The organism is Cryobacterium sp., assembly GCF_025463825.1.
Lineage (GTDB): Bacteria > Actinomycetota > Actinomycetes > Actinomycetales > Microbacteriaceae > Cryobacterium.
This window is the reverse complement of the sequence record NZ_JAODBG010000134.1, coordinates 36,615-60,710: the sequence shown is the minus strand read 5'-3', so window position 1 is coordinate 60,710 and position 24,096 is coordinate 36,615. Positions and strand designations below refer to the sequence as shown.

Here is a 24,096-nt window from a genome sequence, read left to right as displayed (position 1 = left end):
CCCGCACCGACGCCCGCACCGGCACCCGCACGCCGGCGCCCCTCACGCCGCCCGCGGAGTGCCCCTCGGTGTAGGTGCGCGGGTGCCGCGCCGTTACGCGGGTGCCGCGCCACCCGCGGAGTGCCCCTCGGTGTAGGTGCGCGGGTGCCGCGCCACTACGCGGGTGGCGTGCCACCCGCGTAGTGGCGCTTGCCCCGCGCAGCTTGAGTTGCGTGATGCAGACCAGTCGATCCCAACCTCGTGATGGCCGCACCGGCGAGTGCCCGTGCGTGCCTGCCGCGCAGCGGTGTGCCGCCCGCGGGAAGCGCCCCGGGGGACGGTGCGCGGGCGCCGCGCCGTTACGCGGGTGGCGTGCCACCCGCCTAGCGGCGTGCAGCCCGCGTGGCTCGAGTTCCGCTACCCCAGTCGCGGGCGTCCAGGCTCGAGGCCAAGGACCGCGAGCCGCTCCGTCAGCCGGGGCACGCTCATGCCGGTGGCGTGGTCCCAGCGCACGAAGCCGTTCACCTGTCGCCGGATGGAGTCTTCGCGCACCTTCTCCTCGTAGACCACCTCTGCCGGAGTACGCCCGGCCAGCATCACGGGGTCGAAGTACTTCTTTCGACCGTCACTCTCGCCCGCGCCGCGGCGGGCCAACCAGAAGAAGTCCGTGAAGACATCGCGGCCGTCGATCACGAACAGCTGCTGGAGCACGGGTTCGGGAAATCCGGCCAGTGCGATCGTGACGCGACTGCCTGATTCGTCAGGTGAACCAGACAGGGGCGACGCGAAGTCGATCACCGTGCGCGCCCGAACCGAACCGCGGAAGGGCAACATCCGCTCCCACGTCTCGATCAGGGTTGCGCGATCCGTGAGGGCCGGAGTGCGGCCGGTGCGATCCACGGCAAGCGACCGGTCGGCCGCGGCGACCGCCGACCGAAGATCCACCACTGCTGCGAGTTCTATGACCGTGCGAGCGACGGAAGTGACGAGCACCCCATCGAGAAGTTCGACGTCCCGTTCATCGAAGCCGACCGCATGTTTGCGGATGCCGGGGTCTGAGCGCCCACCGGAGCTGCGCTCGGTGACGAAGTGCACGTCCTCCGGCCACGGCGTCAGCAGCGGCAGTTGCCATAACACAGCGGCAGACTGGTGTGAAAGTGGGATCGCCCCGCCTCTGCTGAGCGAAGCGGCTCGCACCTTCAGGGCATACCGCTGGTCCCGGTCGAGGACGGCCCAACCCGCCGCAGGGACGTACTGGCCCCACCTGATGCGTTGCAGGTGTCCCCGTTCGGCGCCTCGGCGCAAGCGGAGGTCGGTTCCGAACGCGCGCCGGAAATCTGCGGCGAGCATCAGTTCCGGAAGGGGAGTGTGCGGGTCACGAGGCTCAGTCATGGTGAGAGTATGGGCGGGCGGATCCCGGTCAGGTGGTCGAGCACCTCCGCCCGTCCGAAACGTCGACAGGCGGCCCCTGTGGAGGAGCTGTCCGCGTGGTGTCGGCGGTGCACACCGTGGCTGACGGTGCCTGCGGTGCCTGCGGTGCCTGCGGTGCCTGCGGTGCCTATGGTGCCTGCGGTGCCTATGGTGCCTGCGGTGCCTGCGGTGCCCGCGGGGCGTGACGGTGCCGCGCGGGTCAAGCGCCGGCGCGCGGGTGGCGCGCCACCCGCGAAGCGGCGCCCAACCCGCGCAGCAGGGTTTCGTCGGGTTGGCCTCGTGTCACCTCGCGGTGTCTCGCCTCCCGGTGTGCTTAATACCATTCAGTCGGGAGGAGCCCAGCTCGGGGCTCCGGTTTCATTACGCGGGTCAAGCGCCGGCGCGCGGGTGGCGCGCCACCCGCGCAGCGGCGCCTAACCAGCGCGGCGCAGAAGGACGGGTGACGCGCGCGGGAGGCGATTACGCGCGCTGGGGCGATGAAGCGCGCGGGAGGCGACTACCCGCGCGGGGTGGCGCCGACGCCGACGCTCGCGGGAGTGGGGAGGCTCCCGCGCGTGAGGCGCCCGCCCAACTGCGTCGGTTAGCGCAGCATCCAGGTCACGGCCTCGGCGGCCGTGCGGTGGGTAAAGGTGAAGCCGTCGGCCTGTAACTTCGCCGAGCTCACCCGCTGGTCGGCGAGCAGCAGCTGCCGGGCGGCATCCTGCAGCGCCAGGGTCAGCACGAACTCCGGCACCGGGATGATGCACGGCCGGCGCAGCGCCGCCGCGACGGCCCGGATCACGTCGATCGCTGTGGCGGGGGTGGGGCCGGTGAGATTCACCGGACCGCTCAACTCGGAGGTGAGCAGGTGGACGATGGCGGCCGCCTCGTCGTGCAGGCTCACCCACGGCCAATTCTGCGACCCACGGCCGAGCGGGCCGCCGAGACCCAGCTTCACGATCGGCAGCAACGGCTTCAAAGCGCCGCCCTTGGCGAGCACCAGGCCGGTGCGGAGCATGACCACCCGGGTACCCTCCGGCGCGAGCTGGGCCTCGGCCTCCCACGCCGTGACGACGGTGGCAAGGAAATCGGTGCCGGGAGCGGACTCCTCGGTCAGTTCCTCACCGGGCCGGTTGCCGTACACGCCGACGGCCGAGGCGTTCAGCAGCACCGCCGGCGGCGTGGCGGCGCGCCGCATCGCGTCGGTCAGCGTGCGGGTGGCCTGCACCCGGGATTCCATGATTTCGCGCCGGTACGCCTTGGTCCACGGCAGGCGCCCAATGGACGCACCGGACAGGTTCAGCACGGCATCGATGCCGTCGAACGCGGTGGGATCCAGGCTCAGCGTCGCGGGGTCCCAGCGGACCTCCCCGGGGCCGTGGGCCGGGCGCCGCACCAGGCGCACGACGGAATGCCCCGCCGCCTGCAGCTGGCGGCGCACTTCGGTGCCGACGAGGCCGGAGGCCCCGGAAACGAGTACGCGCATGGTGTGGCCGGCTCCGCTTAGGCCAGCTCGGCTTCGATGGTGATCGGGATGCCGGTCAACGCCTGCGAGATCGGGCAGTTCACCTTGGCGTCCTCGGCGAAGGCCTCGAACTCGTCCTCGGTGATGCCCGGGACGCTCGCGCTGACCAGCAGGTGGCTGCCCGTCACCCCGGTGCCAGCGACGAAGGTCACGGCCGCGGTGGTCTGGATGCTGGTGGGAGTGTGCCCGGCGCCGGCGAGGATGCCGGCCAGCGCCATCGAGAAGCAGGATGCGTGGGCAGCGCCGAGCAGCTCCTCCGGGTTGGTCGTGTTCGCGGTGCCTTCGGCGCGGGCCTTCCAGTTCACCGGAAACGAGCCGGCGTGCGAGGAATCGAGCGTCACGGTGCCGGACCCGGTCATCAGGTCGCCGGTCCATACGGTGGTTGCTTCGCTGGTCAGGGCCATGGTGTTACCTCCTGGAAAGTGGAGCACCAGCCTAACCGGCGGGCCTGGGTCGCTCCCAGGGTATTCGCGGCCGATGCGCGGAGGTCGAACCCGGCCGGCGACGCATCCGCCGCGTTACGCGGAGGCCGGCCCGCGACCGAGGATGCGCGCCCGGACCAGGAGCAGGTACAGCTGGCAGCCCAGGCAGTAGTCGAACACCGCGTTCAGGAACGCGGCCACGAACGCGGCAGCGGCAGCGATCGACACCCCGGCGCTCACGCCGGCCAGCCCCAGGACCACCCCGGTCAGCGCGACGAGGAGGCCGACACCCTGGGCGAAGGTGGGCGGTGCCGGCTCTTCCAGCGCCGCCGGCGCACCCAGCCTCGGGCGCAGCACGGCCTTGTACAGCAGCCCGTACGGATGCCGGGCAATGCCCGCGAAGGCGCCCCAGGCGAACACCAGGGTCTGCGCGGCGAGCAGCCCGAGTGCCGCGGCCGACGCGCCCACCAGGGCGAGGAAGATCACCACGAGCAGCACGACGGCGGTGATCAACGCCCCGAAGCGGGGACCGCGCGGGTCGATGCCGGCCGGCGTCGGGGCGGAGGCGGGTGGCTGGGTCATCGGGTCCTGGCCTTTCGGGTGCTGGGGTTAGGGGGTGCGGGCGAGGTCGTCGAGGTGCGCGTGCAGCGCGGCCCGGTTCGGCACGCCGCCGACCCTGGCCCGCACCCGGCCGGCGCCGTCGAGCACGAGCGTGGTGGGCGTCTGCAGGATGTTGAACCGTCGTGCCAGGTCGGCCCGGTGCGTGAGGTCCACGTCCAGGTGGCTCACGCCGGACCGGGCATCCGCGATGGTGCGCAGCAGCACCGCCGTGCCGGGGCAGCGGGAACAGAACTCGGTGGAGAACTGCAGGAGCGTGGCCTGCCGCCCGAGCGGTTCGTCGCTGCCGAGCTGGGCGGCGCTCACCTGCTCGGCGGCGCCCAGGCCCGACCCTGCCGTGAGCCGGCCCTGCCGGCGGCGCCAGAGCAGCCCCAGCGCGCTCGCACCCGCGACCAGCAGCACGATCACGAGAAGCGCGGCGGCTGGATGCATGCACGCGAGATTACGCGACGGCCGCCCGCCGATGCGGTCTGTGACGGCGAATGACAACCGATCGCCCCCGGGACCGGAGCCTGGAACCGCAGCGGCACCGCCCGAAGACGCGCGCGGGAAGCGCGCACGGGGCACGGGAGGGCGTTCCAGACGATACCCTGTAAAACGTGTCTACTCCTTTCAACCCGTTCGGGCAGGTCCTCGTCGCCCTGGTGACACCATTCACGGCAGATGGCGAGGTCGACTGGGCCGGTGTGGAGAAGCACATCGACGACGTCATCACCGCGGGGGCGGACGGCATCGTCGTCACCGGCACCACCGGGGAAACCTCCACTCTCACCGACCCGGAGAAGCTCCGCCTGGTCGAAGTGGGCAAGGACGTCGCTGCGGGCCGGGCCAAGATCATCACCGGCGGTGGCTCCAACGAGACCGCCCACGCCATGCAGCTCGCCCGGCAGAGCGAGAAGGCCGGCGCCGACGGCAACATGATCGTCACCCCGTACTACAACAAGCCGACCCAGGCCGGCGTGCTCACGCACTTCCGGATGATCGCGGATGCCACGGACCTGCCGGTCATCCTGTACGACATCCCGGGGCGCACGGGCATCCCGATCAATTACGAGACCATTCTGCGGGCGGCGAAGCACCCCAACATTCTCGCGGTCAAGGACGCCAAGGGCGATCTTGCCCAGGTCAGCCGGGTCCTCAACCAGACCGACCTGCTCTACTTCTCCGGCGACGACCCCAACGTGCTGCCGCACCTGTCGATCGGCGCGACCGGCCTGATCGGCGTCACCGCGAACATCGCGGCGAAGCCCTACCGGCAGATGGTCGACGCGGTCAACGCCGGCGACCTGAAGACCGCGACCCTGGCCCACCAGCAGCTCGAACCGCTGGTGCGCGCCGTGATGACCCACGTTCCCGGCACCGTCGCGGCCAAGTACATCCTGCACGGCCTTGGCCGCATCTCCAGTCCCCGCGTGCGGCTGCCGCTCGTCGGCCCGGAGGAGTCCGAGGCGGCCATGATCGAAGACGAGATCGACCTGGTCCGCAACATCCCCGGCGTCGACTTCAGCAACTTCCGGCCCGACCGCAACGCCGCCGCCGGCGGCGCACTGCCCAAGGTCGCCGGCACCACGCGCTAGCACCTGCACGCGCCAGACGCTTCAAGAAAAACGCATCACCAACTCCACAGCACGACTAATTCCACAATAGGAGGGCTTATGCCCAACGACGTATACGCACCGCCCGCGCTCCCCAAGGGGACTCTCCGCGTCACGCCCATCGGCGGACTCGGCGAAATCGGGCGGAATATGACCACCTTCGAGATCAACGGAAAAATCCTGATCGTCGACTGCGGTGTGCTGTTCCCCGAAGAGCACCAGCCCGGTGTCGACCTGATCCTGCCCGACTTCAGCCCGATCAAGGACCGCCTCAAGGACATCGTGGGCGTTGTGCTCACGCACGGTCACGAAGACCACATCGGCGCCGTCCCGTACCTGCTGAAGCTGCGCCAGGACATCCCGCTGATCGGCTCCGGCCTGACGCTGGCGTTCATCGAGGCCAAGCTCAAGGAACACCGCATCACCCCCTACACCCTTCAGGTGAAGGAGGGCCAGAAGGAACGCCTCGGCCCGTTCAACCTCGAATTCGTCGCGGTCAACCACTCCATCCCGGATGCGCTGGCCGTCGCCATCAAGACCGAGGGTGGCAGCGTGCTGCACACCGGTGACTTCAAGATGGACCAGCTGCCGCTGGACAACCGCATCACGGACCTTCGCGACTTCGCCCGCCTCGGCGAGGAGGGCATCGACCTGTTCCTGGTCGACTCCACCAACGCCGACGTTCCCGGGTTCACCCCGTCCGAGCGCGCCATCGGCCCGGTCCTGGAAGATGTCATCGCCCGGGCCCCGCGCCGGGTGGTCATCGCCAGCTTCTCCAGCCACGTGCACCGCGTGCAGCAGGTTCTCGACGCCGCGCACGCCAACGGCCGCCGCGTGGCCCTGCTCGGCCGGTCGATGGTGCGCAACATGACCATCGCCGCCGACCTCGGTTACCTCAAGGTGCCCGACGGTGTGCTCATCGACTTCAAGAAGGCCGGCAACATCCCGGACAACAAGATCGTCTACATGTCCACCGGTTCGCAGGGCGAGCCGATGGCCGTCCTCAGTCGCATCGTCAACATGGAGCATCAGATCGAGGTCGGCCCCGGCGACACCGTGATCCTCGCGTCCAGCCTGATCCCCGGCAACGAAAATGCGGTCTACCGCATCATCGACGGCCTCACCAAGCTCGGCGCCAACGTCGTGCACAAGGGCAACGCCAAGGTGCACGTCTCCGGACACGCCGCCGCCGGCGAACTGCTCTACGTGTACAACGTGCTCCGCCCGAAGAACGTGCTGCCCGTGCACGGCGAATACCGCCACCTGGTGGCCAACGCCAAACTCGCCGTGCAGAGTGGTGTCCCCGTCGAACGGGCCATCCTCGCCGAAGACGGCACCGTGCTGGACCTCCGCAACGGTGACGTCAAGAAGGTCGGCCAGCTCGACCTCGGCTACGTCTACGTGGATGGCTCCACCGTGGGCGAGATCACCGAAGCCGACCTCACCGACCGCCGCACCCTGTCGGAGGAAGGCTTCATCTCGATCATCGTCGTGGTCGACAAGTCCACCGGCAAGATCATCGTCGGCCCGGAAATCCACGCCAAGGGCTTCGCCGAAGACGACTCGGTCTTCGACTCCGTCCGGCCCAAGATCGAAGCCGCCCTGATCGAGGCCGCCCAGAACGGCAGCCACGACACGTACGCGCTCACTCAGGTCGTGCGCCGCACCGTCGGCCGCTGGGTGCAGGCGTCGTTCCGCCGTCGTCCGATGATCGTCCCGATGATCATCGAGGCGTAACCGGTCCCGCACCGAATCCGTCCGCCCCCGGCCGCCTCACGGCGCCGGGGGCGTTCTCGTTCCCGGCCGCCCGAAATGGGGGGTCATCCTTCAGGCTGATCTTCCCCCGGATCGGTGCGTTCCGGGTTCCGGCGGCTCGCCGCTGGCCCTAGGCTCGAGCCAGCCGGCGTCACGGACGCCGACCGAAAACTGGGGGAATCAGTGAACGTAATGCGCAAATGGGTCTTTCCCATTCTCCGCCTGCTGGTCATCGCGGCCATCGCCGTCGCGTTGGTGAAGCTGGCCTTCTTCGCCGACACGGCCGAGGCCCAGGACCCGGCGCAGCCGACGGGGCAGGTCGTGGAACCGCAGGTCCCCGTGGCGCTGGGCACCATCACGAACGATGTCACCCTGCCGGGCACGGTGTCCCCGGACGCCGCCGTGCCGGTCAAGGCGGTGGCCATCGGCACCGTCGACGAGATCTTCTTCGCCGCCGGCCAGACCGTCACCGCCGGTGACAAGATCTACGACATCAAAGTCGAAACCATCCTCGACCCCGTCGAGACGACGGACGCGACCGGGCTGGTCACCATCACCCAGCCCAAGCCCGCGATCAGCTTCGAGAAGGTGTTCGCTCCCGCCGACGGTGTGCTGAGCGCGCTCACCGTCATCCACGGCCAATCCGTCGCGATCGGAGACATCACCGGCCAGGTGGCACCGCCGACCTATTCGGTAAGTGGCTCGCTCAGCCCCGAACAGCAGTACCGCCTGGTCACCCAGCCCACCGAAGCCTCCATCACCATCACCAACGGCCCGGCGCCGTTCACCTGCACGGGCCTTAGTATCAGCACCCCGCTGGCCGGTGCGGATGCCGACGCCGCCGGCGCCGACACCGGCGCGGCGCCCGGGGGCACCGGCACCACCGTCAGCTGCGCCATCCCCGCCGAGGTTACCGTGTTCCCCGGCCTGGCCGCCCAGATCACCATCGCCGGTGGTAAGGCCGAGAACGTCCTCGTCGTACCGACCACGGCCGTGAAGGGCTCCGCGGAGACCGGCGTCGTCTGGTTCGCGCTCGAAGACGGCACGACCGAAGAACGCCCGGTCACCCTCGGCATGAACGACGGCACCTCGGTGCAGGTCGTCGACGGCCTCGCGGAAGGCGACCTGATCAACCAGTTCGTCCCCGGCGCCGTCGATCCCGCCATGGCCGGCTGCACCACCATGCCGGACGGCAGCACGGTCTGTGACGGCTCGGGGGTGATGATCCAGTGACCCTGCTGCACCTGGCGGGAGTGACCCGCACCGTGCAGCTCGTCGACGCACCACCGCTGACCATCCTCAGCGGCGTCGACCTCGACGTGGCCGTGGGAGACCGGGTCTCCATCGTCGGGCGCAGCGGATCCGGCAAGTCCACCCTGCTGAACCTGCTCGGCCTGCTCGACAACCCGACCAGCGGTGACCTCGAATTCGACGGTCGCCCGGTGCGGTCCTTCTCTTCGGGAGAGCGGGACCGGGTCAGGGGCCGCGACGTCGGCTTCATCTTCCAGCAGTTCAACCTGCTGCAGGGCCGCACCGCCCTGGAGAACGTGATGACCCCGTTGCTCTATGCGCAGGGCAAGCAGTTCTGGCAGCGTGCCCGGATCGCCACCGAGATGCTCGACCGGGTCGGCCTCGGCCACCGGCTGGGCGCCATGCCCGACAAACTCTCCGGCGGCGAGCAGCAGCGGGTGGCGATCGCCCGCTCACTCGTGCGCGGCCCGCGGCTGATCCTCGCCGACGAACCCACCGGCGCGCTCGACCTGGAGACCGGCGCCGACGTGATGGCGCTCCTCGACGAGGTGGCCGCCGGCTCCGGCGCCGCCCTGATCACCATCACCCACGACCCCGCCATCGCCGCCCTGGCCACCCGGCACCTGCGTCTGGACCACGGCGTGCTCACCGTCACCGACACGTCAGCGGAGCCGGATGCGCACTCCGGCGCCCTCGCGGCGGTGCCCGCATGAACCGGCTGTTCAGCAACATCGTCGGGTCCTTCGTCGAAGCGTGGCAGGAACTGCGCATCCACAAGACCCGGGTGATGCTCTCTCTCATCGGCGTGGCCGTCGCGGTGTGCGCGATCACCACCGTCGTCGGCCTCGGCGCGGTCGCCCAGCAGTCCATCGTGGAAGGCAACGAGCGCTCCGGCGGCCGGTCGGCCACCCTGTCGCTCTACGTGGGCACGCCGGACGGCACCCCCGTCGACCCCGACGTCATGCAGGACCTGTGGACGAGCACCCTTGACCGGTACAGCATCGACTACGCCAGCCGGGTGCTCTACTCCAGCCAGACCGTGCAGTTCACGGATGGCGCCGCCCCCGTCACGGCCATCGGCGTCGACCAGCCCTACGGCACCATGCACCGGGTGAAACTGACCGACGGCGCCTGGTTCAGCCCCGACGACGCCGACCGCCTGGCTCCTGCCGTGCTGGTCAACCAGATCTTCTACGACCGGATCGGCCAGCCGGACCTGGCCACCCACCCCACCACCACCCTGCTCGGCGGCGTCCCCACCACGGCGGTCGTCACCGGGGTCTACCCGGTGAGCACCTGGGAGACCGAGCCGGCCATGTACCTGCTCACAGACACCCTGATCGCGCTCACTCCGCCCGAGCAGGCCGCGATGGGCGGCCTGGTGCCCAACTACGAGCTCTGGGTGCCGCCGGAAGCCAGCGACGACCTCACCACCGCCATCACCCGCGACTTCACGAGCGCCCTCGGCGCGACGACCGACGTGCAACTGAACCGCCAGGACTACGCCGCCTACAACGAGGACCCGTTCGCGTCGATCAAGCTGCTGGTCGGGGGAGTGGCCGGGCTGGTGCTGCTGCTCGGCGCCCTGGGCCTGGTCAACATCGCCCTGGTCACCCTCAAGCAGCGCATCCGCGAAATCGGGGTGCGGCGCAGCTTCGGCGCCACCGCCGGCCGGGTGTTCTTCGCCGTGATGATGGAGAGCATCGTCGCCACCGTCGTGGCCGGAGTCGTCGGGGTGATCGGGGCGGTTCTCATCGTCACCAACCCGGTCGTGCAGGGCTTCATCGCCCAGGGAATGGTCACCGACTTCCCGCCCTTCCCGGTCGAGGCCGCGCTGCTCGGCCTGGCCTGCGCCACCGGCGTCGGCGCCCTCGCCGGCCTGCTGCCCGCCCTGGTGGCCGTACGCGTCAAGGTCATCGACGCCATCCGCTACTGATGTCGCGAAAGCGGCCGTGTGGTCACGTCAACCCGGTCGAAGCAGCCACCCGACCGCTCTCGTGCAAGAGCAAGTGGGCGTGGGATCCCGCCGATGTCGGCGCGCGGCGGTACCGTGGAGCACATGGCTACGAGCACTAAGTCGACCGGGCGTGCCCGCAGCACACCTGCGCGCGGCACCGGAACGACCGCGCGCACCAAGGCCGGCACCACCACCGCCCAGAAAACCGTGAAGTTCCCCGCGGCAGAGACCAAGCCGGGCATCGGCGTGCGCATGTGGATGGGTCTGGCCCACGTGGCCGGCGGCGCCGCGCGCGCGCTGGGCCCCGAGCAGCTTTCCAAGGAGGAGCGCCGTGACGGCCTGCCCTTCTTCCTCGTCCTCCTCGCCATCGCGGGAGCCGTCATCGAATGGTTCCTGATCAACGATCCCATCGCGCAGACCCTCGATGCCTGGAGCTTCGGCGGTCTCTTCGGCCGGGTGGCCTTCGCGCTTCCGGTGATCATGCTGCTCTTCGCCATCTGGTTGTTCCGGAATCCCAGCTCGGTGCACGACAACGGGCGGATCGGCATCGGACTGTCCCTCCTCCTCGTCACAGTTTCCGGGCTCTGCCACATCTTCGGCGGGCAACCGGAGCCCCGCCAGGGTGTGGAGGTGCTCGCCCTGTCCGGCGGCGTCATCGGCTGGATGATCGCCGCCCCGCTGATCTTCCTGATCACCACGGTCGGCGCGGCCATCGTCGTGATTCTGCTGCTCATCCTCAGCCTGTTCATCATCACCAAGACTCCGCCGAACAAGATCACTGAGCGCAGCCGGGAACTCTACGCCTGGCTGTTCGGCGCGCCGCTGCCCGCCGCCGAGGAGCGCGCGGCGGCCAAGGAGGCCCGGACCGCCCAGATCCAGGCCCAGAAGACCAAGCAGATCGAACTGGACGGGCTCGACCCGGCCCACGACGACGACACCGACGAGGGCGTGCTGCCCTGGTGGCGCCGCAACACCAGCAAGCGCGAGGAAGACCCGGACTTCTCCAGCGCCGTCTCCTCCGATTACACCGAGGCCGACCCGCCCGCCGCCGACCCGCTCAGCACCCTGCTCAACCGGGGCCCTGAAGCCGCCGTCGGCGGATTCGACACCGCCCTGGAGTTGGTGAAGCCGTCGGCCCCGCGCGACCAGGACCACTACGGCACCGAGGTGCTCGAAGACCTGCTCAAGGCCGAGGAAGCCATCAAGCGCTACACCGGCGAGGTGGCCGCCCTCCCGCACGCGAGCGGGCTGCACGCCGACGACCCCGACGGCCACACCGAGGAACTGGCGGGCCTGGATGCCCTCGACGAGGCCGCCACAGCCGTCGACCGCTCCGCGACCGAGATCGGCTTCGGCGAGCAGCCGGCGCTGCCCTACGTGCTGCCCTCCGCCACCACCCTCACGGCGGGTCCGCCCGCCAAGGCCCGCTCCGCTGCCAACGACGAAGTCGTCAAGTCCATCACCGAGGTACTCCGGCAGTTCTCCGTCGACGCCAAGGTCACCGGCTTCTCTCGCGGCCCCACCGTCACCCAGTACGAGATCGAACTGGGCCCGGGCGTCAAGGTCGAGCGGGTCACCGCGCTGAGCAAGAACCTCTCCTATGCCGTCGCCTCCAACGAGGTGCGCATCCTCTCGCCGATCCCCGGCAAGAGCGCCATCGGCATTGAGATCCCCAACACCGACCGCGAGATCGTCACCCTCGGTGACGTGCTGCGGTCGACGACCGCCACCAACAGCACCCACCCGATGACCATCGGCGTCGGCAAGGATGTCGGCGGCGGGTTCGTCATCGCGAACCTCGCCAAGATGCCCCACCTGCTCGTGGCCGGGTCCACCGGCTCAGGTAAGTCCAGCTTCGTCAACTCGATGATCACCAGCCTGCTCATGCGCGCCAAGCCCAGCGACGTCCGGATGGTGCTCATCGACCCCAAGCGGGTCGAGCTGGCCGCGTACGCCGGCGTGCCGCACCTCATCACGCCCATCATCACGAACCCCAAGAAGGCCGCGGAAGCGTTGCAGTGGGTCGTGAAAGAGATGGACATGCGCTACGACGACCTGGCCAGCTTCGGCTTCCGCCACATCGACGACTTCAACAAGGCCGTCGTCAACGATGAAATCATCCTCCCGGCCGGCAGCGCCCGCACCCTCAAGCCCTACCCGTACCTGCTCGTGGTCGTGGACGAGCTCGCCGACCTCATGATGGTCGCCCCGCGCGACGTCGAAGACTCGATCGTGCGCATCACCCAGCTCGCCCGCGCCTCCGGCATCCACCTGGTGCTGGCCACCCAGCGCCCCAGCGTCGACGTCGTCACCGGCCTGATCAAGGCGAACGTGCCCTCCCGGCTGGCGTTCGCCGTGACCAGCGTCACCGACTCCCGGGTCATCCTCGACCAGCCCGGCGCCGACAAGCTGATCGGCCAGGGCGACGCGCTCTTCCTGCCGATGGGCGCCTCCAAGGCGCTCCGCGTGCAGGGCGCCTGGGTGAACGAGTCCGAGATCGAGAAGGTCGTCAAGCATGTCACCCAGCAGGCCCGGCCCGACTACCGGCCCGACGTCTCCGCCGAGACGCCGCGCAAGGAGATCGACTCCGACATCGGCGATGACCTCGAAGTCCTCCTCGCCGCCGCCGAACTCGTGGTCTCCACCCAGTTCGGCTCCACCTCGATGCTGCAGCGGAAGCTCCGGGTGGGCTTCGCCAAGGCCGGCCGCCTGATGGACCTGCTCGAGTCCCGCGAGATCGTCGGCCCGTCCGAGGGGTCGAAGGCCCGCGACGTGCTCGTCACCGCCGAGCAGCTGCCCAGCGTGCTGGCCAAGCTGCGCGGCTCGGACGCCGAGCAGCACGCCGCCACGGCCCGCACCCAGTTCGAGGAGTCCCAGCGGTCCCGGTCGCACGAGCAGGCGGCCCCCGACCCCCGCTACGCCGACGACCCGGTCGCAAAGATGAGCGAAGGGTACGCTGAGGAAGAGGGCGACTCCGACGAAGACGCCTGGCAACTCACCGACAGGGACTGACTCCATGGCTACACTTTCCACCCCAGCCACGTCGTCGAACTGGAATCTGCCGAACATCATCACCGTCGTGCGGATCCTGCTCGCCCCCCTGTTCTTCTGGATGCTCCTGGCCGACAACGGCGCCGACGGCGCCCTGCGCTGGTGGGCCGCCGTGCTGTTCATCGTCGCCATCGCCACCGACGGGGTCGACGGTGCCATCGCCCGCAAGTACAACCTGGTCACCGACCTCGGCAAGCTGCTCGACCCGATCGCGGACAAGATCCTCACCGGCGCCGCCCTCATCGGGCTGTCCGTCCTGGCCGAGCTGCCCTGGTGGGTCACCATCCTGATCCTGCTGCGCGAGATCGGCATCACGGTGTTCCGGTTCGCGATGCTCAGTGACCGAGTCATTCCCGCCTCCCGCGGCGGCAAGCTCAAGACGATCGCCCAGTCCGTGGCCATCTCGCTGGCCCTCCTGCCGCTCTGGCTGGTGTTCGGGGAGTGGATCCACTGGGTCAACACGATCACCATGGCCATCGCCCTGGCGCTCACGATCTACACCGGCATCGAGTACCTCGTCGCCGCCCGCCGGGTGAACAACCAGGCCAAGCCGGCGAACCAGGCCTGACGTGCCCGCCCAGCCGGATCCGGCGGCGGCCCTGATCGCCGCCCTCACCAGCCGGGGGCTCACCATCGCGGTAGCGGAGTCGCTGACCGGCGGGCTGCTCGTGGCCGAGCTTGTCCGGATTCCCGGCGCATCCGCCGTGGTCTGCGGGGGAGTGGTGGCCTACCAGACCCCCCTCAAGCACACCCTGCTGGGCGTCGACTCGACCCTGCTGGCCGAACACGGCGCCGTGCATCCGGAGGTGGCCCGGCAGATGGCGACGGGTGTGCGCGCCGCGCTGGCCGTGGACGGCCGCCCCGCCGATATCGGCCTGGCAACCACCGGGGTGGCCGGCCCGCACGAACAGGACGGCCAACCGGTCGGCACGGTCTACCTCGGGCTGGCGTTCGGGGATAGCGTTCGGGCAATAGCCCTCCGGCTCACGGGCGACCGCAGCCAGATCCGGGCTCGGACGGTTGAGCACGCCCTCGAAGCTGTGTGTCAGCTGATGGAAATCGGAAAGCTGGAAACCGCGGAATAGGGAGTGTTACCGGCGGGTTACAGAACACATATTCACAAGAAAAGTCCAGTGATCCTCGGTATTCTCGAGGTGTCGGATGGATACGGTACTGTTGGCAATCCGTCACACGAGACTGACCAGTTGAGTGGGCCCCATCAGTTCAGACAGCACGAAGAAGGAGGTTCCGATGATTCTTGTTCGTCAGGAAATCGGCGATGTGCTCAGGGACTTCCGCCTGCAGAAGGGGCGCACACTGCGTCAGGTTGCCAGCAAGGCCAGTGTGGCCCTCGGTTACCTGTCCGAAGTGGAGCGCGGCCAGAAGGAAGCCTCATCTGAGATTCTGGCTTCCGTTGCAGAAGCGTTGGAGACCCCCATTTCTGTCATCATGCGCGAGGTCGGCGACCGCCTGGCCGTCATTGAGGGAATCGACAGGTTCCCCGACACCGTGCCCGACGAACTGGTGGCCAAGTTCGACGCCAGCATGATGGTGCGCTAGTCGGTCAGCACCGATTGGTAGCATCCCACCAGCGCGGAGAGATGAGTTCCCCATGCGATTGAGCGAATTCCGCCAAGCCCTGAAAGACGAGTTCGGCGAAAGCTATGGCCGGGTCCTCACCAAGGACCTGATCCTCGGTCCGCTCGGCCGCACGGCCGACCAGGCTCTCGCCAGCGGAGTCCCCGCTCGCGAGGTCTGGCTGGCACTGTGCGCCGAGACGGATGTCCCAGCGGCCCGGCGCCACGGCGCCGGGCTGCCGCCGGCTCGCAGCTGACCAGACGCAGACCCCGCACATGTGCCCGAACGGCCCGGCCCCGCAGCCGGGCCGTTTTACGTTCAGCCGCCGTCGCACAGCCGGACGAGAACTTTCCGACACACCGCACCGTCATCGAATACGTGTTCGGTCCTTGATAGGCTCCTCCACAGTAGAAGTCGAAGACGGATTGTGCACCGTCGTGGTCGCTCCGGCCCAGTGTCGGAGGTGCCGCGTACAGTCGGGCTCGTCAACGACACAGCGCACCTGCCTTGTCGAGGACGGTCGCCGGGGTCCTCCCGGTGGCCGAGACGACAGCCTATAGGCGCCACGCGCACGACCCAAAGGAGCACACCATGGCATCAGCAGCAGACCGCGAGAAGGCACTCGACACCGCCCTCGCCCAGATTGATCGCCAGTTCGGCAAGGGCTCGGTTATGCGCCTGGGCAGCGACGAGCGCGCACCCGTCGAGACCATCTCCACCGGGTCGATCGCGCTGGACGTCGCGCTCGGCATAGGCGGGCTGCCCCGCGGCCGCATCGTGGAGATCTACGGGCCGGAATCCTCGGGTAAGACCACCCTCACCCTGCACGCCATCGCCAATGCCCAGAAGAACGGCGGCATCGCCGCGTTCATCGACGCAGAGCACGCCCTCGACCCGGAGTACGCCAAGAAGCTCGGCGTCGACATCGACGCCCTCCTGGTCTCCCAGCCCGACACGGGTGAGCAGGCCCTGGAGATCGCCGACATGCTGGTGCGAAGCGGCTCGATCGACCTGATCGTGATCGACTCCGTGGCCGCCCTGGTGCCACGCGCAGAAATCGAGGGTGAGATGGGTGACTCGCACGTCGGCCTGCAGGCCCGGCTGATGTCGCAGGCCCTGCGCAAGCTCACCGGTGGCCTCAGCCAGACCAACACCACGATGATCTTCATCAACCAGCTGCGCGAGAAGATCGGCGTGATGTTCGGCAGCCCGGAAACCACTGCCGGCGGTAAGGCGCTCAAGTTCTACGCCTCGGTGCGCCTCGACATCCGTCGCATCGAGACCCTCAAGGACGGCACCGAAGCCGTCGGTAACCGCACCAGGGTCAAGGTCGTCAAGAACAAGATGGCGCCGCCCTTCAAGCAGGCCGAATTCGACATCATCTACGGTGTCGGCATCTCCCGCGAGGGCAGCCTGATCGACTTCGGTGTCGACCAGGGCATCGTCAAGAAGTCCGGCGCCTGGTACACCTACGACGGCGACCAGCTCGGCCAGGGCAAGGAGAACTCCCGCAACTTCCTGCTGCGCAACGCCGACATGGCCAACGAGATCGAGACCAAGATCAAGAACAAGCTCGGCGTGGGCGCGGAGGGCAAGGCCGCCAAGAAGGCGACCGACGACGCGGCGACCGCCGCAGCGGCTGCCGATGCGGCCGCATCGGGCGCCGCGACCGGCACCGACGGCGCGAAGGTTCCCTCCATCGCGGCCAAGGCCGCCTCCCGTAAGGGCGCCTAGCCGCCATGGTCCATTTCGAAGCCTCGCCGGAAAGTGCCGCCGACCGGACCGGATTGGCGCCGGTGACCTACCTGCCGGGCGCCAGCCCCACCGATCGGGCGGATGCCGCCGCCGACGAGGCCGCCGAGGAGCGCGACCGCGCGGAGAAGCTGCTGCTGCAGCGTCTGCGCGGTCGCTCGCTCTCGGCCGTCGAGGCCGAGAAGCTGCTGCGCTCCACCGACATCGACGAGGAGGCGGTGCACGAGATCCTGGAACGCTTCGCGGAACTGCACTACCTCGACGAGGAGAAGCTCGCTGACCAGATCATGCACAGCCACCACGAACGCAAGGGGCTGGGCCGCAGCGGCGTGGCCGCCGAGATGCGGCAGCGCGGCCTCGATGCGGAATTGATCGCCGAGAAGCTCGAAGAGATGCCGGACGACGAGGCCGAGCGGGCCGCCGAGCTGGCGCTCAAGCGGGTCGGGCAGCTGGACAGGTTCGACGACGCCACCATCGACCGGCGGCTCACCGGCTTCCTGATGCGCAAGGGCTACGCATCGTCGGTGGTGCGGGACGCCGTCAAGGCCGCCATGGCCTCCCGGCGGGGCTCCGGCCGCACCTCTACGGTCCGATTCCGCTGAGTTCGATTCCGCTGGGCGCGGTTCCGCCGGCTCCGGTGTGGTGAGTTCACGCGCGGGCCCGCTGGGAACAGCGGGCCCGCGCACGCGTAAGCTGAAGGAACTATGAGCAGTGTCACCGCACCATCCCTGGCCAGCCCGTCGTCAGCGACCCCGTCGTCCGCCGACCAGTCGCCGCACACGACGACCGTGATCACCCCGTCGTCGGCAGCGAGGGATGCCGAGGGTCGCGCCCGTACCTACGAGGTGCGCACGTTCGGCTGCCAGATGAACGTGCACGACTCCGAACGCCTCAGCGGTTCGCTCGAAGCGGCCGGTTACGTCTCGGCGGAGGGCGCCGAGGCCGACATCGTGGTGATCAACACCTGCGCCGTTCGAGAGAACGCCGACAACAAGCTCTACGGCAACCTCGGCTACCTCGCCTCGGTCAAGCGCAAGCACGCCGGCATGCAGATCGCCGTCGGCGGCTGCCTGGCCCAGAAGGACAAGGCCACCATCCTCGCCAAGGCACCGTGGGTCGACGTGGTCTTCGGTACCCACAATATGGGGTCCCTGCCCAGCCTGCTCGAACGGGCCCGGCACAACGGTGAGGCGCAGCTGGAGATCCTCGAGTCCCTCGAGACGTTCCCCTCCACCCTCCCCACCAAGCGGGACTCCAGCTACAGCGGCTGGGTGTCGATCTCGGTCGGCTGCAACAACACCTGCACCTTCTGCATCGTCCCCGCGCTCCGCGGCAAGGAGAAGGACCGTCGCCCCGGCGAGATCCTCGCCGAGATCCAGGCCATCGTCGACGACGGTGCCATCGAGGTGACCCTGCTGGGCCAGAACGTCAACTCCTACGGTGTCGAGTTCGGTGACCGGCTCGCGTTCGGCAAACTGTTGCGCGCCGCCGGGCAGATCCCGGGGCTCGAACGCATCCGCTTCACCAGCCCCCACCCCGCCGCTTTCACCGACGATGTCATCGACGCGATGGCCGACACCCCTGCGGTGATGCCGCAGTTGCACATGCCGCTGCAGTCCGGCTCCGACCGGGTGCTCAAGGCCATGCGCCGCTCCTACCGGTCCACGAAGTTCCTCGGCATCCTCGAACGGGTGCGCGCCCAGATGCCCGACGCCGCGATCAGCACCGACATCATCGTCGGCTTCCCCGGCGAGACCGAGGAAGATTTCCTCGACACCATGCGGGTGGTGGAGGAATCCCGGTTCGCCACGGCGTTCACCTTCCAGTACTCGATCCGCCCCGGCACACCGGCCGCCACCATGCCGGACCAGGTGCCCAAGGCCGTGGTGCAGGACCGCTATGAGCGCCTCATCGCCCTGCAGGAGCGCATCTCCTGGGAAGAAAACCGCAAGGTCATCGGCCGTGAGGTCGAACTGCTCGTCGCCAACGGAGAGGGCCGCAAGGACGGGGCAACCCACCGGCTCAGCGGCCGGGCCCCCGACAGTCGCCTGGTGCACTTCGACGTGCCCGCCGGTAGCAACCTGCCCCGCCCCGGCGACATGGTCACCGTGACGGTCACCCAGGCCGCTCCGTTCCACCTCATCGCCGATTCGCTCGACGGCGCGCCCCTGCGCATCCGCCGCACCATCGCCGGCGACGCCTGGGACCGCGACCAGGCCGACTCCTGCGGCGTTCCCACCCCGGCCGGTGCCGGCAGCGCCGTCTCCCTCGGACTGCCCACCCTGCGGGTCGGCAGCCCCGCGGCCCTGAACCTCAGCAACCTCAACCAGCACGGCGGCGCGACGACCATCCCGATCTACCCGGTCGACGACGCGGAACGCTAACCGACGGTGCTTGTCGTCATCGTCGGCCCGACCGGTACCGGCAAGTCCGACCTGTCGCTCGAGCTCGCCACCCGGCTGCGCGAGGCGGGCCGGCCTGCCGAAATCGTCAACGCCGACGCCATGCAGCTCTACCGGGGCATGGACATCGGCACCGCCAAGCTCGCTCCCGCGGAGCGCCGCGGCGTGCCGCACCACCTCCTCGACGTGCTCGACGTGGCTGACGAGGCCACCGTCGCCCGCTACCAGGCGGAGGCCCGCGCCGCCATCACCGACATCGTCGACCGCGGTGCGGTGCCGATCCTCGTCGGCGGTTCGGGCCTCTACGTGTCCTCCGTCGTCTACGACTTCCAATTCCCCGGTACCGACCCTGACCTGCGCGCCCGCCTCGAGGCCGAGCTGGTGGAGCAGGGTCCGGGCCTGATGTATGAACGGTTGAAAGGCGTGGACCCCGGCGCGGCCGCGCGCATCGGCGCGAGCAACGGCCGCCGCCTCGTGCGCGCCCTCGAGATCGTGGAACTCACCGGCGCCCCGCACGCCGCCGTACTGCCCGGCGACCCGGTCTACTGGATGCCGGCCGTCACCATCGGGCTGCGCCTGGAGCGTGAGGTGCTCACCCCGCGGCTGGACGCTCGCGTCGAGCGGATGTGGGCAGCCGGCCTGGTCGACGAGGTGCGCACGCTGCTGCCCCTCGGGCTGGAGGGCGGCGTCACGGCCAGCCGCGCCATCGGTTATGCCCAGGCGCTCAGCCAGCTGCGCGGCACGGCCACGCAGGCCGAAGCCATCGAAGCCACCCAGCAGCTCACGCGCCGCTACGCCCGCCGCCAGGTGAGCTGGTTCAAACGCGACCCGCAGACGCACTGGATCGACGCCGACGACGCCGACCGCGTCGCCCAGGCGGCCGTGCACCTGCCCTGAGTGGGTGCCCGCCGGCCAGCTGTGCGGGCGGGACCTGGACGACCGAGTCCCTAAACTGAGTCCATGGGTATCGATCTGCATTTCACCAAGGGCCACGGCACCGGCAACGACTTCGTGCTGGTCAGCGACCCTGACGGCCGGCTGGACCTCAGCCCCGAGCAGATCAAGGGCATCTGCGAACGCCGGTTCGGCGTGGGGGCCGACGGCCTGATCCGCGCCGTTCGCTCGGCCAACCTGGACGCCGGCGCTGCGGCCTTGGCCGAGGACGACACCGCCGAATGGTTCATGGACTACTGGAACGCCGACGGAACGGTGTCGGAGATGTGCGGCAACGGCATCCGCGTGTACACCCGGTTCCTGATCGAACAGGGCCTGGCCGAGATCGGCCCGGGCGAGACCCTTCCGATCGGCACCCGCAGCGGCGTGCGCGACGTGCAGCGCAACGCCACCGGCTACCAGGTAGACCTGGGCCGCTGGCGCCTGGAACCGGGGGAGACCCTGGTGCGGGCCAAGAACCTCGCCGTGGCCCGGCCGGGCCTCGGCATCAACGTGGGCAACCCGCACGTCGTGGTGGCCCTCGCCGACGAGGACGAACTCGAACGCGCCGACCTCACCTTCGTGCCGCAACTCGACCCGGAGCCCACCGAGGGCGCCAACGTGGAGTTCGTGCTGCCGAACGACCCGCTCGTCGTCGACGGCGTCGGCCGGATCCGGATGCGCGTGCACGAACGCGGCAGCGGAGAGACCCTCTCCTGCGGTACCGGCGCGGTCGCCGCGGCCCTCGCCACCCGGCACTGGGCCGGTGCCGGCGCGCCGAACCAGTGGCGGGTCGAGGTTCCCGGCGGTGTGCTGGGCGTACGGATGTTCCCCACCCAGGACGGTGAGCACGTCTCGCTCTCCGGCCCCGCCGCTCTCGTCTTCGACGGCACCCTGAAACTCGCCTGACCATCCCGCGAGCCCTGCGGCAGGCCCCGGAAAACCCGCATTTCCGGGCTCAGGCCACGGCTCGCGGGTCTAGAGCTTGTGGGTGCGCAGGATGCGGAAGCCCTTGTCCATGGCGTGACGGGAGACCTCGAGGGTGTCGGGGAACTCGTCGGCGAGCCAGCGCTGCAGGGAATCGGAGCCGAGGTTCCGCTGCACCACGAGCCAGGCATCCGACCCCAATGCCAGGCGCGGCAGCCAGTGCGTGAGCATGGCGTGCAGTTCGGCCTTGCCCACCCGGATGGGCGGGTTCGACCAGATGCCGGCGAAGATGACCGAGTCGGGAACATCTGTCGGCAGCACGGCGTTGATGTTGGTGAGGCCCAGCTTGGTGGCGTTGATGCGCACCAGTTCGAGGGCTCGTTCATTCACGTCCACCGCCCACACGGTGGCGGACGGGTCGGCCAACGCGAGGTGCAGGCTGATCGGGCCCCAGCCGCAGCCGAGGTCCAGAACGTTTCCGCCGCCGGAGGGCAGCGGTGCCTCGCGCATCAGCACCTTGGTGCCGGTGTCGATGTGTTCCGGGGAGAAAACCGCGTTCGCGGTGGTGACCTCACGGATCGCACCGGCGATCTTCACGGTGATGTGCCGCAATTTCAGGTCGCTGCCCGGAGCCGACGAGAAATAGTGTTCGGAAGCCATACAGCGAACTTATCGAAAAAAGAGGAACTAGAGTTAAAGCAATGACTGATATAAACGCTCCACACGACGACGATGACGATGTAGTTGCGCGCGTGCTGGCCAGTGCCGAGAGCCGGTCCACCGGTTACTCGCTTTTCGCGAGCGGATCGGCGCAGGCGCTCTCGGCCCGCCCGTCCAGCGGTGGCTTCGACGGCAGCGACCACGACGGTGAACAGTCCGAACGTGAAGACCGCAACGCCCTGCGCCGCGTCGGCGGGCTCTCCACCGAGCTGCAGGACGTCACCGAGGTTGAATACCGCCAGCTGCGCCTCGAGAACGTGGTGCTGATCGGCGTGTACTCCGCCCGCAGCCTGCTCGACGCCGAGAACTCCATGCGCGAGCTTGCCGCGCTGGCCGAAACCGCCGGAGCCACGGTGCTCGACGGTCTCCTGCAGCGCCGCGCCACCCCCGATCCCAGCACCTACCTGGGTAAGGGCAAGGCCCTCGAACTCGCGTCCATCGTGGCGGCGCTGGGCGCCGACACCGTGATCGCCGACACCGAACTCGCGCCCAGCCAGCGGCGTGCGCTCGAAGACGTGGTCAAGGTGAAGGTCATCGACCGTACCGCCGTGATCCTGGATATCTTCAGCCAGCACGCCAAGAGCCGGGAGGGCAAGGCGCAGGTCGAACTCGCCCAGCTCGCCTACCTGCTTCCCCGGCTGCGCGGCTGGGGTGACTCGATGTCCCGCCAGGCCGGTGGCCAGGTCGGTGGCGCCGGTGCCGGCATGGGCTCGCGCGGACCCGGTGAGACGAAGATCGAACTCGACCGTCGCCGCATCCATACCCGGATGTCGCGGCTGCGCAAGCAGATGATCGAGATGAAGCCGGCCCGCGAGGCCAAGCGGGCCAACCGCAAGCGCAACGCCGTGCCCTCCGTGGCGATCGTCGGCTACACCAACGCCGGCAAGTCCAGCCTGCTCAACCGGATCACCAAGGCCGGTGTGCTCGTGGAGAACTCGCTCTTCGCGACGCTGGACGCCACCGTGCGGAAGTCCACCACCGCGGACGGCCGGCTGTACACCCTCACCGACACCGTCGGTTTCGTGCGCAACCTGCCGCACCAACTGGTCGAGGCGTTCCGCTCCACCCTCGAAGAGGTCGCGGACTCCGACGTCATCGTGCACGTCGTCGACGCGTCCCACCCGGACCCGGCCAGCCAGCTGGCCACGGTGCGCGAGGTCATCGGCGAGGTCGGCGCCAGTGACATCCCCGAACTGGTCGTGTTCAACAAGAGCGACCTGGTCAGCGATGACGACCGCCTGGTACTGCGCGGCCTGTCGCCACATGCGATCTTCGTGTCGGCCCGCTCGGGCGAGGGCATCGACGCGGTACTCACCGCCATCGAGACCATGCTGCCCAAGCCCGAGATCCGGTTGGACCTGCTGATCCCGTACGACCGCGGTGACCTCATCCCGATCCTGCACGGCCAGGGCAAGGTGCTGGCGCTCGACTACGCCGAGTCCGGCACCCTCGTCACGGCCCTCGTCTCACCCGGCATCGAAGCCCAGTTCACCCCGTTCGTGGTGACGCGGGCGATCACCGGCTGACCCGCCGCACGCCAGAGGGCGGCACCCGCATCCATTCCAGGAGCGGGTGCCGCCCTTCGTCGTTAAGGCCGCCCCATTCTTGCTAGTGCGGACCCCCTGCCTACAAGCGAAAATGGCCGGTCATGAGTCGGAGTGGACCTGTCGACGCCTGACTCCGAGTGGAACCCGCGACCGGTTTCACCGCCGGACGTAACATTCGGCCATGCGACTGTGCCGCGGGTTCTCCGACGTTAGAGTCGTCTCAATCGTTGCCGGAACCGCTGATCCGCCCGGCATGGAGCGACAGCCGAGCCCGGCACCGGCCCGCGAGGAGCTGCCGGTTTGCCTGGCGGTCCGCGGCCGCCAGGCCCTTTTCTGTTGCACCACCCATGCCGAATGAGGAACCATGACAGCGACGCCACCCTCCCCACCCGCGGACCACGCCTGTCGGCCCGGCATCCCGTTTTCGTTCGAGCTGTACCCGCCCAAAACGGATGCTGCCGCAACGGCCCTGCACGGCACGATCGACGCCCTGGCCGACGCCCGGCCCGAATTCATCTCGGTGACCTACGGAGCCAGCGGCTCCTCCCGTACCTCGTCCCTGGACGTGCTGCGCTACATCCGCCGGGCCACCACCGTGGACCCGATGGCACACCTCACCTGCGTCGGGTCCTCGCCGAGGCGAGCAGCCTGATCCGCGAGTTCCTCGACGCCGG

General features: G+C 69.1%; 23 protein-coding genes. 17 read left to right on the top strand and 6 right to left on the bottom strand.

Translation table 11 applies throughout. The features are described 5' to 3' along the window. Window positions 1-396: 396 nt before the first annotated feature. The 5 genes from JWP54_RS16655 to JWP54_RS16635 form a co-directional block, all read right to left on the bottom strand. A complete protein-coding gene (locus JWP54_RS16655; protein WP_297374355.1) occupies window positions 397-1,116 on the bottom strand; it encodes a hypothetical protein in 720 nt (239 codons plus the stop codon). Between the two features lie 874 nt (window positions 1,117-1,990). Then, window positions 1,991-2,875, bottom strand: coding sequence for a TIGR01777 family oxidoreductase (locus tag JWP54_RS16650; RefSeq protein ID WP_297374352.1), 885 nt, complete (start codon window positions 2,873-2,875; stop codon window positions 1,991-1,993). Between the two features lie 17 nt (window positions 2,876-2,892). Next, the gene (locus JWP54_RS16645; RefSeq protein ID WP_297374349.1) at window positions 2,893-3,318 is read right to left on the bottom strand and encodes an OsmC family peroxiredoxin; all 426 of its coding nucleotides are present in this window, start codon (window positions 3,316-3,318) and stop codon (window positions 2,893-2,895) included. Window positions 3,319-3,432: 114 nt separating this feature from the next. Next, entirely contained in the window at window positions 3,433-3,918 is a 486-nt protein-coding gene (locus JWP54_RS16640; protein WP_297374346.1) for a DUF4395 domain-containing protein, read from the bottom strand. A gap of 27 nt (window positions 3,919-3,945) precedes the next feature. Further along, window positions 3,946-4,386: a thioredoxin family protein gene (locus JWP54_RS16635; protein WP_297374344.1), complete on the bottom strand. Its 441-nt coding sequence runs from the start codon at window positions 4,384-4,386 to the stop codon at window positions 3,946-3,948. A gap of 167 nt (window positions 4,387-4,553) precedes the next feature. On the opposite strand from JWP54_RS16635, the gene dapA reads away from it, so the two are divergent. From dapA to dapF, 15 genes are all read left to right on the top strand, one after another. Further along, window positions 4,554-5,531: a 4-hydroxy-tetrahydrodipicolinate synthase gene (dapA, locus tag JWP54_RS16630; protein ID WP_297374341.1), complete on the top strand. Its 978-nt coding sequence runs from the start codon at window positions 4,554-4,556 to the stop codon at window positions 5,529-5,531. A gap of 78 nt (window positions 5,532-5,609) precedes the next feature. Beyond that, window positions 5,610-7,286: a ribonuclease J gene (locus JWP54_RS16625; protein ID WP_297374339.1), complete on the top strand. Its 1,677-nt coding sequence runs from the start codon at window positions 5,610-5,612 to the stop codon at window positions 7,284-7,286. Window positions 7,287-7,496: 210 nt separating this feature from the next. Next, window positions 7,497-8,537, top strand: a complete 1,041-nt coding sequence (locus JWP54_RS16620) for an efflux RND transporter periplasmic adaptor subunit (RefSeq protein WP_297374336.1) — start codon at window positions 7,497-7,499, stop codon at window positions 8,535-8,537. Next, window positions 8,534-9,268, top strand: a complete 735-nt coding sequence (locus JWP54_RS16615) for an ABC transporter ATP-binding protein (RefSeq protein WP_297374333.1) — start codon at window positions 8,534-8,536, stop codon at window positions 9,266-9,268. Before JWP54_RS16620 ends, JWP54_RS16615 begins: the two co-directional genes overlap by 4 nt. After that, window positions 9,265-10,491, top strand: a complete 1,227-nt coding sequence (locus JWP54_RS16610) for an FtsX-like permease family protein (RefSeq protein ID WP_297374330.1) — start codon at window positions 9,265-9,267, stop codon at window positions 10,489-10,491. The genes JWP54_RS16615 and JWP54_RS16610 overlap by 4 nt, the downstream gene beginning before the upstream one ends. A gap of 123 nt (window positions 10,492-10,614) precedes the next feature. Then, window positions 10,615-13,524 carry a DNA translocase FtsK gene (locus JWP54_RS16605; RefSeq protein ID WP_297374327.1) on the top strand — a complete coding sequence of 970 codons (2,910 nt, stop codon included), beginning with the start codon at window positions 10,615-10,617 and terminating at the stop codon, window positions 13,522-13,524. A gap of 4 nt (window positions 13,525-13,528) precedes the next feature. Then, a complete protein-coding gene (gene pgsA / locus JWP54_RS16600) occupies window positions 13,529-14,131 on the top strand; it encodes a CDP-diacylglycerol--glycerol-3-phosphate 3-phosphatidyltransferase (protein WP_297374324.1) in 603 nt (200 codons plus the stop codon). 1 nt (window position 14,132) lies between these two features. Then, window positions 14,133-14,648: a CinA family protein gene (locus JWP54_RS16595; protein WP_297374320.1), complete on the top strand. Its 516-nt coding sequence runs from the start codon at window positions 14,133-14,135 to the stop codon at window positions 14,646-14,648. Window positions 14,649-14,814: 166 nt separating this feature from the next. Further along, window positions 14,815-15,123 carry a helix-turn-helix transcriptional regulator gene (locus tag JWP54_RS16590; protein ID WP_066594354.1) on the top strand — a complete coding sequence of 103 codons (309 nt, stop codon included), beginning with the start codon at window positions 14,815-14,817 and terminating at the stop codon, window positions 15,121-15,123. A 52-nt stretch (window positions 15,124-15,175) separates the two neighbouring features. After that, complete coding sequence (locus JWP54_RS16585) at window positions 15,176-15,397, top strand: DUF3046 domain-containing protein (RefSeq protein WP_297374316.1); 222 nt, start codon at window positions 15,176-15,178, stop codon at window positions 15,395-15,397. Between the two features lie 335 nt (window positions 15,398-15,732). Then, a complete protein-coding gene (recA, locus tag JWP54_RS16580; protein ID WP_297374313.1) occupies window positions 15,733-16,875 on the top strand; it encodes a recombinase RecA in 1,143 nt (380 codons plus the stop codon). A 5-nt stretch (window positions 16,876-16,880) separates the two neighbouring features. Continuing rightward, window positions 16,881-17,495 (top strand): regulatory protein RecX, encoded by a 615-nt coding sequence (locus JWP54_RS16575; RefSeq protein WP_297374310.1) that lies wholly within the window; start codon window positions 16,881-16,883, stop codon window positions 17,493-17,495. A gap of 102 nt (window positions 17,496-17,597) precedes the next feature. After that, window positions 17,598-19,277, top strand: a complete 1,680-nt coding sequence (gene miaB, locus JWP54_RS16570) for a tRNA (N6-isopentenyl adenosine(37)-C2)-methylthiotransferase MiaB (protein WP_297374307.1) — start codon at window positions 17,598-17,600, stop codon at window positions 19,275-19,277. A 6-nt stretch (window positions 19,278-19,283) separates the two neighbouring features. Next, window positions 19,284-20,192: a tRNA (adenosine(37)-N6)-dimethylallyltransferase MiaA gene (miaA, locus tag JWP54_RS16565; protein WP_297374304.1), complete on the top strand. Its 909-nt coding sequence runs from the start codon at window positions 19,284-19,286 to the stop codon at window positions 20,190-20,192. A gap of 63 nt (window positions 20,193-20,255) precedes the next feature. Then, window positions 20,256-21,137, top strand: coding sequence for a diaminopimelate epimerase (gene dapF / locus JWP54_RS16560; protein ID WP_297374301.1), 882 nt, complete (start codon window positions 20,256-20,258; stop codon window positions 21,135-21,137). A gap of 69 nt (window positions 21,138-21,206) precedes the next feature. Here the strand turns inward: dapF and JWP54_RS16555 are convergent, their stop codons facing one another. Further along, window positions 21,207-21,815, bottom strand: a complete 609-nt coding sequence (locus JWP54_RS16555) for a methyltransferase (RefSeq protein WP_297374298.1) — start codon at window positions 21,813-21,815, stop codon at window positions 21,207-21,209. Window positions 21,816-21,856: 41 nt separating this feature from the next. On the opposite strand from JWP54_RS16555, the gene hflX reads away from it, so the two are divergent. Together hflX and JWP54_RS16545 are read left to right on the top strand one after the other, a co-directional pair. Then, a complete protein-coding gene (gene hflX / locus JWP54_RS16550; protein WP_297374295.1) occupies window positions 21,857-23,401 on the top strand; it encodes a GTPase HflX in 1,545 nt (514 codons plus the stop codon). A gap of 385 nt (window positions 23,402-23,786) precedes the next feature. Then, complete coding sequence (locus JWP54_RS16545; RefSeq protein WP_297374291.1) at window positions 23,787-24,074, top strand: methylenetetrahydrofolate reductase; 288 nt, start codon at window positions 23,787-23,789, stop codon at window positions 24,072-24,074. The last annotated feature ends 22 nt before the right edge of the window (window positions 24,075-24,096 follow it).